Below are 13,246 nucleotides of genomic sequence, written 5' to 3'. Positions count from 1 at the left end.
TCCGGCCTGGCCGGGTGCCAAATTGCTGGGAGTGGTAAAACAAAATGAGCACTCATTTCATTGCAGGAAACTGGCTGGCAGGAGAGGGCGACGCATTCGAGTCGCTCAACCCAGTCACTCAGGACGTTCTTTGGCAGGGCCGTGGTGCCACGGCCGCTCAGGTCGACAGCGCGGTAGCAGCTGCGCGTGCAGCGTTGCCGGGCTGGGCTGCACAGTCACTCGATCAGCGTATTGCGCTGCTTGAGCGATTTGCCGTAAGCCTCAAGGAACATGCAGATGAGCTGGCTCGTACCATTGGCCAGGAAACCGGTAAGCCGCTTTGGGAGTCGGCTACCGAGGCCACCAGCATGGTTAATAAAATCGCCATTTCGGTGCAGAGCTACCGCGAGCGCACGGGCGAGAAGAGTGGCCCGCTGGCAGACGCTACCGCTGTTCTGCGGCACAAACCGCACGGTGTGGTTGCGGTGTTCGGGCCGTATAACTTCCCGGGCCATTTGCCCAACGGGCACATTGTTCCTGCGCTGTTGGCGGGCAACACCGTGGTGTTCAAACCAAGCGAACTGACTCCTAAAGTGGCCGAGTTGACGGTCAAGTGCTGGATTGCTGCCGGTCTGCCAACCGGCGTCTTGAATCTGGTCCAGGGCGCACGTGAGACGGGCGTGGCGCTGGCCTCGAATCGTGATATCGACGGCTTGTTCTTCACCGGCTCAAGCCGCACCGGCAACTTGCTGCACAGCCAGTTTGCCGGTCGTCCCGACAAGATTCTTGCCCTGGAAATGGGCGGCAACAACCCGTTGGTGGTTGATCAGGTCAATGATGTCGAAGCGGCGGTGTACACCATCATTCAGTCGGCGTTTATTTCTGCGGGTCAGCGTTGCACCTGTGCGCGTCGCCTGCTGGTGCCGGCTGGCGAATGGGGTGACAGCTTGCTGGCGCGTCTGGTTACTGTGGCCGCCAACATCAAAGTGGGTGCCTACGACGCTCAGCCTGCACCATTCATGGGCTCGGTGATTTCGCTGGCGGCAGCGCAGCAGTTGATTGATGCGCAGCAAGAGTTGTTGGGCAAAGGCGCGGTTTCCCTGCTCGAAATGCGCCAGCCAGAGGCCGGTGCAGCTTTGCTCACGCCGGGCATTATTGATGTGACGGCGGTGGCGGATCGCCCGGACGAAGAATTCTTCGGCCCGTTGCTGCAAGTGATTCGCTACGCTGATTTTGATCAGGCCATCGCCGAGGCCAATAACACCCAGTACGGCTTGGCCGCTGGCCTGTTGTCGGATTCCAAGGGCCGCTACGAGCAGTTCTGGCTGCACAGTCGTGCCGGTATCGTTAACTGGAACAAGCAGCTCACTGGCGCTGCCAGCAGTGCACCATTCGGTGGTGTGGGCGCCTCCGGTAATCATCGAGCCAGCGCCTATTACGCGGCCGACTATTGCGCCTATCCGGTTGCCTCGCTTGAGAGCGAGAGCCTGAGCCTACCCGCCACGCTGACGCCAGGAGTAAGCCTGTGAGCAATGCTTTTGAAGTGAACTTCGACGGGCTGGTCGGGCCGACGCACAACTACGGCGGTTTGTCCTACGGCAACGTCGCCTCGCAGAGCAACAGCAACGTCGCCTCCAGCCCTAAAGAAGCCGCCAAGCAAGGCCTGGCGAAAATGAAGGCGCTGATGGAAATGGGCTTCAAACAGGGCGTGCTGGCGCCGCAAGAACGCCCTGATGTGAATGCCTTGCGCAGCCTGGGTTTTGCCGGCACCGATGCGCAGGTCATCGCCAAGGCCGCCAAAGAGGCCATGCCGCTGTTGGTGGCAAGCTGCTCGGCGTCGAGCATGTGGACGGCAAACGCCTGCACAGTGAGCCCGAGTGCCGACACTGCCGATGGCCGTGTGCATTTCACCGCTGCCAACCTCAACTGCAAATTCCACCGCTCAATCGAACACCCGACCACCAGCCGGGTACTGGGCGCCATGTTTGCAGATTCCCAGCACTTTGCTCACCACGCGGCGCTTCCCGCTGTGGGGCAGTTTGGTGATGAAGGTGCGGCTAACCACACGCGGTTTTGCAAAGAATATGGCGCGGCCGGTGTCGAGTTCTTTGTCTACGGTCGCAGTGCCTTCGACAGCCGTTTGCCAGCGCCGCAGAATTACCCGGCGCGGCAGACGCTGGAAGCCTCACAAGCCATCGCCCGCTTGCACGGTCTGAGCGAGAGCGGTGTGGTTTACGCCCAGCAAACGCCGGCTGTGATTGATCAGGGTGTGTTCCACAACGACGTGATTGCCGTCGGCAACGGTGAAGTGCTGTTCCATCATCAGGATGCCTTCCTCAATAGCGATGCGGTCATGGCTGAGCTGCGCGAAAAACTGGCGCGTGTCGGCGCTGAATTCCACTCCGTGTGTGTGCCGCGTGATGCGGTGGGTGTGGATGATGCGGTGAAGTCTTACCTGTTCAACAGCCAGCTGCTCAGCCGCGGTGATGGCAGCATGCTGCTGATTGTGCCGGAGGAGTGCCGCAACAACAGCAATGTATGGAACTACCTGCAGCAGCTGACGAGCAGCAACGGCCCGATTCGTGATGTGAAGGTTTTTGACCTCAAGCAAAGCATGCAGAACGGTGGCGGCCCGGCGTGCCTGCGGCTGCGTGTTGCGCTCAAGGAAAACGAGTTGGCGGCAGTCAATCAGGGTGTGATTATGACCCCGGCTTTGTATGACACGCTGACCGTTTGGGTCGATAAACACTACCGTGACCGTTTGACCGAAAACGATCTGGCAGACCCGAATTTACTGATTGAGTGCCGGACGGCATTGGATGAACTGACGCAGATCCTTAAACTAGGCTCGGTTTATCCTTTCCAATTGCCCTGAATAGAGAGTTCCTACAATGTCTGACGCCCTGCAACTTATCCTCGAAGACACCGACGGCACCCAGCTGGAAACTTCCTGCACCCGTTTTGCCGTTATGTGGCAGGGCAAGGAAGTGTGGATTCAGCAAGTGGGCAACAACCAGCTGATGATCGGTGTCGATGTCGCGGAAGGCGATACCGAGTACGCCAATCTGGTACTGCGCCCGTTGGCGACCAATCTGGTCAGCCTTGAGCTGGAAATCGAGCCGGCCGATGTTGATGAAGACGGTGTTGCCGGTCACGTGCATGGCCCGGATTGCAACCACGACTGATTGCGTGAGGCCTCTGCAGCGCTAATGCGGCGGTGCTTTTGCGCCGTTTTAAGCTGTCAGAGGCCACTGTCACAGTCATAGCGTTTTCAATGTAAAGGTGCACGACCGCGGCACCTGGATGGCAATAATGGAGTCGTTATGCTTGCACTTGGACAACTGCTTGAACTGACCCTGGCTGGACGTGAGCCAGCGGCGAAAATTCAACTGACGCCCGAGGGCACGCGTTTACGTTGGCTGGCAGAAGGCGCGCTGGAAATCACCCCGCCAGAGGCGCGCGATACAGGCCTCGACTTACTGTTGTCTGCCGGTATTCACGGCAACGAAACCGCACCGATCGAGCTGCTTGATCGTCTACTGCGGTCAATTGCCAATAATCAGCTGCAACCGCGTGTGCGTATCTTGCTGTTGCTGGGTAATCCAGCGGCGATGCGCCATGGCGAGCGTTATATCGAGCAAGACATCAACCGCCTGTTCAATGGCCGTCATGAATACAGCGAAGGCTACGAAGCATTGCGTGCCGGCGAACTCGAGCGTCTGGCGGCTAGTTTCTTCAGCTCGCCCGAGCGCCAGCATCTGCATTACGACCTGCACACCGCAATCCGCGCCTCCAAGATTGAGCAGTTCGCGCTCTATCCATGGGCCGAAGGGCGTCTGCATTCGCGTCGGGAGCTGGCGCGTCTGAATGCGGCGGGTATGGAGGCGGCGCTGCTGCAAAGCAAAAGCTCGATCACCTTCAGTGCCTACACCTACTCGGCGTTGGGCGCCGAAGCCTTCACGCTGGAGTTGGGCAAGGCGCGGCCGTTCGGGCAAAACGAGATGGTTAATCTCGACCTGCTCGAGGCGCGTTTGCAGCACATCATCGAAGCCACTGAGCCCGATGAAGATGAGCAGGGGCTTGATGGCCTGCAGCTGTTTGCGGTGGCGCGTGAGGTGATCAAGCAGAGCGATGAGTTCCAGCTGCACCTGCCGGCCGATATCGAGAACTTTACTGAGCTTGACGTCGGTTATCTGTTAGCTGAGGATCGCGGAGGCGTTCGCTGGACCATTGAGGAGCCGGGCGCTCGCATTATCTTCCCCAATCCTAAAGTCAAAAATGGCCAACGCGCTGGCATATTGATTGTGCCGAGCGATAACGCCCAGCTTGCTTGAACACGCATTGTTCAGCCAAGCGGGCAGTGCTCCGCCTGGCTCGCCGTAATATCCACTTAAGGCCCGAACCATGACTGTTATTGATTTGCGCAGCGATACCGTAACCCAGCCGACTGCCGGTATGCGTGATGCAATGATGGCGGCGCCGTTGGGCGATGACGTGTATGGCGAAGACCCGACCGTCAACCTGCTTGAGGCCACTCTGGCCGGTCAGCTCGGTTTCGCTGCCGGATTGTTCGTGCCAACCGGCACCATGAGTAACCTGCTTGGGCTGATGGCGCATTGCGAGCGCGGCGATGAATACATCGTTGGCCAGCAGGCGCACACTTACAAATACGAAGGCGGCGGTGCCGCTGTGCTCGGTTCAATCCAGCCTCAGCCATTGGAGATGGAAGCCGATGGCAGTATTGATCTGGCCCGCGTTTGCGCTGCGATAAAACAGGATGACTTCCACTTCGCCCGCAGCCGGTTGCTGGCGCTGGAAAACACCATGCAGGGCAAGGTATTGCCGCTGGCTTATCTGGCCTCGGCGCATGAGTTCTGTGGCTTGCATGGTTTGGCGCTGCACCTGGACGGGGCGCGTTTGTTTAATGCCTCGGTCAAACTGGGCGTGGCCCCGCGTGCGATTACCGGGCATTTCGATTCAGTCTCGGTGTGCTTGTCCAAGGGGCTGGGTGCGCCGGTCGGCTCGGTGTTGTGTGGCAGTGAGCCGTTTATTGGCAAAGCGCGGCGGTTGCGCAAGATGGTCGGCGGCGGCATGCGTCAGGCCGGTGTTTTGGCGGCTGCCGGGTTGTACGCGCTGGAGCATCAGGTTGCGCGTTTGAGCGAGGATCATGCCAATGCTCAAGCGCTGGCCGATGGGCTGATTGAGCTGGGCTACAGCGTTGAGCCGGTGCAAACCAATATGGTTTATGTTGATGTCGGTGACCAGGCCGCCGCGCTCAAGGCCCATTGCGCCGAGCAGGGCATTATTTTGTCGGCTGCTGCGCGGTTGCGCATGGTCACCCATCTTGATGTTAGCTGCGACGCAATTACGCGGGTAATCGAGGCGTTTGCAAGCTTTCGGTCGGCTTAATATTCTTCAGTTAAGGCTTTTTGCCCTGCGCTGGCAGGGTAAAAAAGCCCAGTCGGCTACTTTCTCACGCGGTTGTCTTATGGATGTGCGTGGGTAATAGTCAAGAACTATCGCGCAAATACACTAGCCGCGACTGTCAGGGCCTATATAATGCGGCCCTTTGCCGGACATATTACCCGTCAGATATGCGCCTTTTGCGCCAATAAATGCCTGAAATGACCTGTTAAGACGTCATTCATATTTTTTGTCAGCCTGGCTGAGTGTCATACGGGGTTTTAAGAAGCCAGCGTAATCGCCTATTTCCGTGGATGACCTATGAAAAGCGCAGAAATCCGTGAAGCCTTCCTCCGCTTCTTCGAAGAGAAGGGGCACACCCGCGTAGCCTCCAGTTCCCTGATTCCGGCTAACGACCCAACGTTATTGTTCACCAACGCCGGTATGAACCAGTTCAAGGACTGCTTCCTGGGCCTGGAAAAGCGCGCCTACACGCGCGCCACTACCAGCCAGAAGTGTGTGCGTGCCGGTGGCAAGCACAATGACCTGGAGAACGTTGGCTACACCGCGCGTCATCATACTTTCTTCGAAATGCTGGGTAACTTCAGCTTTGGCGACTACTTCAAGCGCGACGCCATTACCTTTGCCTGGGAGTTCCTGACGTCCGAGCAGTGGCTGAACCTGCCGAAAGAGAAACTCTGGGTAACGGTTTACGCCAGCGACGACGAAGCCTATGACATCTGGACCAAAGAAGTCGGTGTACCAACCGAGCGCATGATCCGTATTGGCGATAATAAAGGCGCGCCATACGCCTCGGATAACTTCTGGGCGATGGGCGATACCGGCCCTTGCGGTCCGTGCACTGAAATCTTCTTCGATCACGGCGAGCACATCTGGGGCGGTCCTCCGGGTTCACCCGAAGAAGACGGCGACCGTTACATCGAGATCTGGAACAACGTATTCATGCAGTTCAACCGCACCGCCGATGGCGTGATGCACGCGTTGCCTGCGCCAAGCGTTGATACCGGCATGGGCCTTGAGCGCATCAGTGCGGTGTTGCAGCACGTCAATTCGAACTACGAAATTGACCTGTTCCAGCGCTTGCTCGACGCCTCAGCCAAAGCCATCGGCTGCCAGAACGAAGGTCAGGCTTCACTGAAAGTTGTGGCTGACCACATTCGTTCGTGCGGCTTCCTGATCGCCGACGGCGTGACGCCATCGAATGAAGGCCGTGGCTATGTGCTGCGCCGTATTATTCGTCGCGCTTGCCGTCACGGTAACAAGCTGGGTGCCAAGGGCAGCTTCTTCTATCAGATCGTGGCCGCGCTGGTTGCCGAGATGGGCGATGCGTTCACCGAACTCAAGCAACAGCAAGCACATATCGAACGTGTACTAAAAACCGAAGAAGAGCAGTTCGCCAAGACTCTGGAACAGGGCCTGAAGATTCTTGAGCAGGACCTTGCCGAACTCAAAGGCACCGTAGTGCCAGGCGATGTTGTGTTTAAGCTGTATGACACCTTTGGTTTCCCGGTTGACCTGACGGGCGATATCGCCCGTGAACGCGACCTGACCATCGATGAAGAAGGCTTTGAGCGTGAAATGCAGGCTCAGCGCGAGCGTGCTCGTTCCGCCAGCGCCTTCGGCATGGACTACAACAGCGTCGTCAAGGTCGACAGCGACACGCGTTTCCTCGGTTACAGCGCCACCAATGGCAGCGGCACGATCATCGCGTTGTTCAAGGATGGCGCAGCAGTTTCCAGCCTGGCAGAAGGCGAGGAGGGCGTAGTCGTCCTCGATCAGACGCCGTTCTACGCTGAATCCGGTGGTCAGGTGGGTGACAGCGGTTTCCTTGAAGGGCCAGGCGTTCGCTTCGATGTGCGCGACACCACCAAGGCAGGCGGTGCCTTCTTGCATCACGGTATCGTTACCAAGGGCAGCCTGGCGGTTGATACCTCGGTTAACGCAGAAGTCTCTGCAGAGGTGCGTAAAGCCACCGCGCTGAATCACTCGGCGACTCACTTGCTGCACGCGGCATTGCGTGAAGTGATTGGCGAGCATGTGCAGCAGAAGGGCTCATTGGTTGATAGTCAGCGTCTGCGTTTCGACTTCAGCCACTTTGAAGCGATCAAGCCAGATCAACTGCGCGCATTGGAAGATCGCGTTAATCAGCAGATTCGCCTGAACAGCGAAGTCGAAACCCTCGAAACCGACATCGAAACGGCCAAGGCCAAGGGCGCAATGGCGCTGTTTGGTGAGAAATACGGTGATCAGGTTCGCGTGCTGACCATGGGCGACGGTTTCTCTGTTGAGCTGTGTGGCGGTACTCACGTTTCACGAACCGGTGACATCGGCGTGTTTAAGATCACCAGCGAAGCGGGTGTGGCCGCCGGTGTGCGCCGTATCGAAGCGGTAACCGGTGCTCAGGCGCTGGCTTACCTGAACGGTGCCGAAGAGCAGCTCAAAGAAGCCGCGCAGTTGGTAAAAGGCAGCCGCGACAACCTGCTCGACAAGCTGACGGCTGTGCTGGAACGCAATCGCCAGCTGGAAAAAGACCTTGAGCAGCTCAAGGCTAAAGCGGCGAGTGCAGCCGGTAATGACCTTGCCGCTTCGGCGCAGGAAATTAACGGCGTTAAGGTTCTCAGTGCGCGTATCGACGGTGCGGACGGCAAAGCGCTGCTGGCGTTGGTCGACCAACTGAAGAACAAGCTGGGCAGTGCGGTTATCCTGCTCGGCGGCGTTTTGGATGACAAAGTTGTTCTGGTTGCCGGTGTAACGGCAGATCTGACCGCTCGCTTCAAGGCTGGCGATCTGATGAAGCAGGCTGCTGCGGCAGTCGGTGGCAAGGGCGGTGGTCGTCCTGATATGGCGCAAGGCGGCGGTGTTGACGCGGCGGCGCTGGATCAGGCACTGCTGCTGGCGCAGGCTTTCGTCGAGAAGGCTTGAAGAAACACAAGGTGAGCCCACTGCGCGCAGTGGGCCAGAAGCAGTCATTTTGGTTGCATGATTAATGGGCGCCCTTCACGGGCTTAGGCGGCTTTGAAATGGCTTTGATCGTACAAAAATTTGGCGGCACATCCGTCGGCACTGTCGAACGTATCGAGCAGGTGGCGGAGAAAATCAAAAAGTTTCGCGAGGGCGGTGATGACATCGTCGTGGTGGTTTCCGCCATGAGCGGTGAGACCAATCGCCTGATTGATCTGGCCAAACAGATTGGTGACCAGCCCGTACCGCGTGAGTTGGACGTGCTGGTCTCGACCGGTGAGCAGGTGACGATTGCCTTGCTTGCCATGGCGCTGATGAAGCGTAATGTGCCAGCGGTTTCGTACACCGGTAATCAAGTACGGATTCTCACCGATAGCGCGCACAATAAAGCGCGTATCTTGCAGATTGATGACCACAAGCTGCGCACCGATCTCAAGGCCGGTCGCGTCGTGGTTGTTGCAGGTTTCCAGGGTGTCGACGAGAACGGCAACATCACCACGTTGGGCCGTGGCGGTTCCGATACCACAGGCGTTGCGCTGGCCGCTGCGCTGAAGGCTGATGAGTGCCAGATCTACACTGACGTAGATGGCGTCTACACCACCGACCCGCGTGTGGTTCCGCAAGCTCAGCGTCTGGAGAAGATCACGTTCGAGGAAATGCTCGAAATGGCCAGCCTGGGCTCCAAGGTTTTGCAAATTCGCTCGGTGGAGTTCGCCGGCAAGTACAACGTACCGCTGCGCGTCCTGCACAGCTTTAAGGAGGGGCCAGGTACCCTCATTACTATTGATGAAGAGGAATCCATGGAACAGCCGATCATCTCCGGCATCGCTTTCAACCGCGACGAAGCCAAGCTGACAATCCGTGGTGTGCCGGATATTCCGGGTGTGGCCTTCAAGATTCTTGGCCCGATCAGCTCGGCCAATGTTGAAGTGGACATGATCGTGCAGAACGTTGCGCACGATAACACCACCGATTTCACCTTCACCGTGCACCGCAATGATTATCAGAATGCGCTGCAGGTACTGGAAAATACCGCACGTGAACTGGGCGCTCGTGAAGTGTCCGGTGATACCAAAATCGCCAAAGTGTCGATTGTGGGTGTGGGCATGCGTTCACATGCAGGTGTTGCAAGTCAGATGTTCGAGGCGCTGGCCAAGGAGAACATCAACATTCAGATGATTTCGACTTCCGAGATTAAGGTTTCGGTGGTGATTGAAGAGAAATATCTGGAACTTGCCGTGCGTGCATTGCACACCGCCTTCGAGCTGGATGCTCCAGCCACGAAGAGCGAGTAAAGCTGTAACCGGAAGGCGCTAATTAAAACGAGCGCCTTCTGTCTTTTTTTGCCTGGGGTGGACGGCGCTATCTTTCCGGCTACTCTGGTCAATACTTAGGTGATGGGTTGACTTGTAATTGGGTTGGCTCGGCATCATTTTAATTTTGCAGACTGTTTGTACTGAATTTAATCCGTGAGGTGAATGGAATGTTGATTCTGACTCGTCGGGTCGGAGAGACCCTAATGGTGGGTGATGAAGTCACCGTCACTGTGCTTGGCGTTAAGGGAAATCAGGTGCGCATAGGGGTTAACGCCCCGAAAGAAGTGGCTGTGCACCGCGAAGAGATCTACCAGCGCATACAGAAAGAAAAGGACGACGAACCAAGCCACTAATTTAATTGAAATTTTGGCTTTGCAAACGGGGGGAAACATGGGTATCATGCGCCCCGTGTTGCGGAGAGGTGGCCGAGTGGCCGAAGGCGCTCCCCTGCTAAGGGAGTACATCTCAAAAGGGTGTCGGGGGTTCGAATCCCCCCTTCTCCGCCATTATTAAGCTGTATAGGGTGGGTCAGGATTTTTTCAGTAAGTTGTTGAATTACTTGAAAAAATTGCTTGTAAAAAGTTTTACGATCCCTATAATGCGCACCGATTGTTGCACTCATAGCTCAGCTGGATAGAGTACTCGGCTACGAACCGAGCGGTCGGAGGTTCGAATCCTCCTGAGTGCACCATATTTAGAACGATCTGCTAAGGCGGGCGTTCTGATTCAACCAGAGGTGATCTGGTCTACCAAGCGCCATTTGCACTCATAGCTCAGCTGGATAGAGTACTCGGCTACGAACCGAGCGGTCGGAGGTTCGAATCCTCCTGAGTGCACCATATAGCAACACCGAAAAGACCCGCAGAGATGCGGGTTTTTTTTCGTCCCCAGTTTTTCATTCCGATTATTTTTCGCTGCAGCCGTTCTGGTCAAAGCTGACCTGACGTTTGTTGCCGCGCCTGTCGCTGTAGTAATAGCGAGTGCGGCCGTTGACTCGGCTAATCCGCTCCGGTGAGCCCAGGGCTCGCTCTACGTCCTGTAATGACATGCCAGCCGGGATGAGTTGCTTGATGCGCGCATTACGCCGCTGGCGATCGCTGAGAAGGTTGCCGCAGCCGTCGTCGCGCTCACCGACCACCACAATCTCAGTGCTCTGGCGGGATGATTCAGGCTTGGGCAGTGCTTTTGGCTGGACTTCTGCCGGCGCCGCTATTGAGTTGACGACACGGCTGCGATCATCGAGCAATTGCCCTTGATGCTGGGCGGGGCAGCCGTGCCCGGTGAAGCTGAGCTGACCCTGATTATCTTCGCAGCGATACAGGCGGGCCGCCCACGGCGTGCCTGTGACCAGCACTAACAGGATGGCGGTGACGATGCTTGGATAAAGCATATCGGTGTCCTCCGTGACAGGAGGCTAAGCTTAGTCAGGTATTTTGGCGGGTGGCGTGCCTTGTGCTGAGTTGCCCGCGTCGTAACAGAATATCTACAGAAATAATTCAGGATTGCGATGCAAGCGCTTGTTCTTGCCGTGTTTTTGTAACGCGCAATCCTGCTAGGTGATGTTATTATTCGCAGTATCAGCCCCGTCGGGGCTTGTGGACAGCACCATGGACTTACCCAGTAGTTACTCTGCAACTCGATTGTGCAATCAAGAATTGACTGATTGACCCTCCTTGGCGTGCGCCGTCACTGGGGGTGGAGCGCGCCATGACTGAAGTAGAAGCCAAAAAGCCGCAAGAAAGCCTGCAGGATCGCCTGGCGCAGGTGGTCGAGCTATTGCAGCGGCACAAAGTAGTTGAAGACCTGACGCAGCGTCAGGAAGGCCAGCACAGCGATCTGGTCGAGAATCTGGTGCACCGCCAGAACCTTGCCGAGCTGCAACGCAAGCTCGAAGACCTGCACAGCGCAGACGTCGCCTACATCCTTGAAGCCCTGCCGCTTGAAGACCGTCTGGCCGTCTGGCAGCTGGTCAAGGCCGAGCGCGACGGCGACATTCTTCTCGAAGTATCCGATTCGGTCCGCGAAACCCTGATCGCGGACATGGACGACCACGAAATTCTCGCGGCCGCCAAAGACCTCGACGCCGATGAACTGGCTGACCTTGCGGCTGAGTTGCCGCGCGATGTCGTTCATGAGCTGATGGAAACCCTCGATGCACAACAGCGCGAGCGTGTTCGCTCGGCGTTGTCCTACGAGGAAGATCAGGTCGGTGCATTGATGGACTTCGAGATGGTGACGATTCGTGAGGACGTCACCCTCGAAGTGGTCTTGCGCTATCTGCGCCGCCTGAAAGAGCTGCCGGGGCACACCGACAAACTCTTCGTGGTCGATTACGACGGGGTACTCAAGGGCGTCCTGCCGATCAAGCGTTTGCTGGTGAATGATCCAGAGCGTCTGGTGGTGGATGTAATGGCCACCGACCCGGTGAGTTTCCATCCCGACGAGGAAGCGCTGGAAGCCGCTCAGGCGTTTGAGCGTTACGACTTGATCTCGACCCCGGTGGTCGATAAGAACGGCAAGCTGATCGGCCGTCTGACCATCGACGAGATGGTTGACCTGATCCGTGAAGAAAGCGAAGCCGAAGTGCTCAACATGGCCGGTCTGCGCGAAGAAGAAGACATCTTCGCCTCGGTCTGGCGCTCACTGCGCAACCGTTGGGCCTGGCTTGCGATCAACCTGATTACGGCCTTCCTCGCGTCGCGGGTAATTGGCCTGTTCGAAGGTTCCATCGAAAAACTCGTGGCGCTGGCGGCCTTGATGCCAATCGTTGCGGGCATCGGCGGCAACTCCGGTAACCAGACCATTACCATGATCGTGCGGGCGATGGCGCTGGACCAATTGAGTACCGGCAACACTTCACGGCTGATCCGCAAAGAGCTCGCTGTTTCGCTGATTAACGGCGTTATTTGGGGCGGCGTGATCGGCATTGTGGCGTGGGTGCTGTATGACAGTTGGTCGCTGGGGCTGGTGATGACGGCAGCAATGACCCTCAATCTGCTGCTGGCCGCGCTGATGGGGGTTTTGATTCCCATGACATTAGTGCGCATGGGCCGCGATCCGGCCATGGGCGCCAGTGTGATGATCACCGCGGTGACCGACAGCGGCGGTTTCTTTATCTTTTTGGGCCTGGCCACGCTCTTTCTCATGTAAGTGCACCAGCACCTCTCGGGCCGCAAGGCCCGGCCCAAGGTTTGCCTGGAGTCATCGTTTAGGGATAACCTTTCCCGGCTTTTGGCTCCATTCGGGCGTATAAGGCTATAAAAAATGCGACCTGGAAGTCCCTAAACAATAAATAAAGGAGTCATGATGACCCCAAGCCAACTCCTCTCCGAAGGCGTTGAACTCATGCTTTATGGCATGGGTTCGGTGTTTGTTTTCCTGACCCTGTTAATCCTCTCTATACATCTGATGGCGCGCCTGCTCGGGCGAATAGCGCCGCCAGCTGCCGTTGCTGCTGTCACACCCGCCAAACCTGCTGTTCAGGCCGAGCAAGGGCCGGAACCGGATGTTCTCGCTGCCATTCAGGCTGCCATTTCTCAACATCGCGCCCGCCGCGACTGACCCAG

Annotated in this window: 11 protein-coding genes and 3 tRNA genes; 13 read left to right on the top strand and 1 reads right to left on the bottom strand. The window is 57.3% G+C overall.

Going from position 1 to position 13,246, the window contains the following annotated elements; genetic code table 11:
- Positions 1-44: 44 nt before the first annotated feature.
- The 11 genes from astD to PMYSY11_RS15325 all read left to right on the top strand — a co-directional run bounded on the left by astD (position 45) and on the right by PMYSY11_RS15325 (position 10,519).
- The gene (astD, locus tag PMYSY11_RS15375) at positions 45-1,508 is read left to right on the top strand and encodes a succinylglutamate-semialdehyde dehydrogenase (protein ID WP_150547346.1); all 1,464 of its coding nucleotides are present in this window, start codon (positions 45-47) and stop codon (positions 1,506-1,508) included.
- Complete coding sequence (gene astB / locus PMYSY11_RS15370; protein WP_150547345.1) at positions 1,505-2,854, top strand: N-succinylarginine dihydrolase; 1,350 nt, start codon at positions 1,505-1,507, stop codon at positions 2,852-2,854. Before astD ends, astB begins: the two co-directional genes overlap by 4 nt.
- Positions 2,855-2,870: 16 nt before the next feature.
- Complete coding sequence (locus PMYSY11_RS15365; RefSeq protein ID WP_069899385.1) at positions 2,871-3,164, top strand: topoisomerase II; 294 nt, start codon at positions 2,871-2,873, stop codon at positions 3,162-3,164.
- A gap of 138 nt (positions 3,165-3,302) precedes the next feature.
- The gene (astE, locus tag PMYSY11_RS15360; RefSeq protein WP_069899384.1) at positions 3,303-4,313 is read left to right on the top strand and encodes a succinylglutamate desuccinylase; all 1,011 of its coding nucleotides are present in this window, start codon (positions 3,303-3,305) and stop codon (positions 4,311-4,313) included.
- A gap of 70 nt (positions 4,314-4,383) precedes the next feature.
- A complete protein-coding gene (gene ltaE, locus PMYSY11_RS15355) occupies positions 4,384-5,388 on the top strand; it encodes a low-specificity L-threonine aldolase (RefSeq protein WP_150547344.1) in 1,005 nt (334 codons plus the stop codon).
- Positions 5,389-5,703: 315 nt separating this feature from the next.
- Positions 5,704-8,325 (top strand): alanine--tRNA ligase, encoded by a 2,622-nt coding sequence (gene alaS, locus PMYSY11_RS15350; protein ID WP_069899382.1) that lies wholly within the window; start codon positions 5,704-5,706, stop codon positions 8,323-8,325.
- Positions 8,326-8,423: 98 nt separating this feature from the next.
- Positions 8,424-9,659 (top strand): aspartate kinase, encoded by a 1,236-nt coding sequence (locus tag PMYSY11_RS15345; RefSeq protein ID WP_150547343.1) that lies wholly within the window; start codon positions 8,424-8,426, stop codon positions 9,657-9,659.
- A gap of 188 nt (positions 9,660-9,847) precedes the next feature.
- Positions 9,848-10,033, top strand: a complete 186-nt coding sequence (csrA, locus tag PMYSY11_RS15340; RefSeq protein ID WP_069899380.1) for a carbon storage regulator CsrA — start codon at positions 9,848-9,850, stop codon at positions 10,031-10,033.
- Between the two features lie 62 nt (positions 10,034-10,095).
- Positions 10,096-10,186 (top strand) — tRNA-Ser (locus PMYSY11_RS15335).
- A 108-nt stretch (positions 10,187-10,294) separates the two neighbouring features.
- Positions 10,295-10,371: transfer RNA gene (locus PMYSY11_RS15330), tRNA-Arg, on the top strand.
- A gap of 71 nt (positions 10,372-10,442) precedes the next feature.
- Positions 10,443-10,519, top strand: a tRNA-Arg gene (locus PMYSY11_RS15325).
- A 65-nt stretch (positions 10,520-10,584) separates the two neighbouring features.
- On the opposite strand, the gene PMYSY11_RS15320 is transcribed toward PMYSY11_RS15325, so the two are convergent.
- On the bottom strand, positions 10,585-11,070 hold the full coding sequence (locus tag PMYSY11_RS15320) for a DUF4124 domain-containing protein (RefSeq protein WP_150547342.1): 486 nt from the start codon (positions 11,068-11,070) through the stop codon (positions 10,585-10,587).
- 317 nt (positions 11,071-11,387) lie between these two features.
- On the opposite strand from PMYSY11_RS15320, the gene mgtE reads away from it, so the two are divergent.
- Positions 11,388-12,830: a magnesium transporter gene (gene mgtE, locus PMYSY11_RS15315; RefSeq protein WP_069899378.1), complete on the top strand. Its 1,443-nt coding sequence runs from the start codon at positions 11,388-11,390 to the stop codon at positions 12,828-12,830.
- A 156-nt stretch (positions 12,831-12,986) separates the two neighbouring features.
- Positions 12,987-13,241, top strand: a complete 255-nt coding sequence (locus PMYSY11_RS15310) for an OadG family protein (protein ID WP_150547341.1) — start codon at positions 12,987-12,989, stop codon at positions 13,239-13,241.
- Positions 13,242-13,246 lie beyond the last annotated feature (5 nt).

The sequence above is a fragment of the Pseudomonas marincola genome (genome assembly GCF_900682675.2).
GTDB classification, from domain to species: Bacteria; Pseudomonadota; Gammaproteobacteria; order Pseudomonadales; family Pseudomonadaceae; genus Aquipseudomonas; species Aquipseudomonas marincola.
Note: the sequence above shows the minus strand (reverse complement) of the source record. Positions and strands in the feature narration are given on the sequence as shown.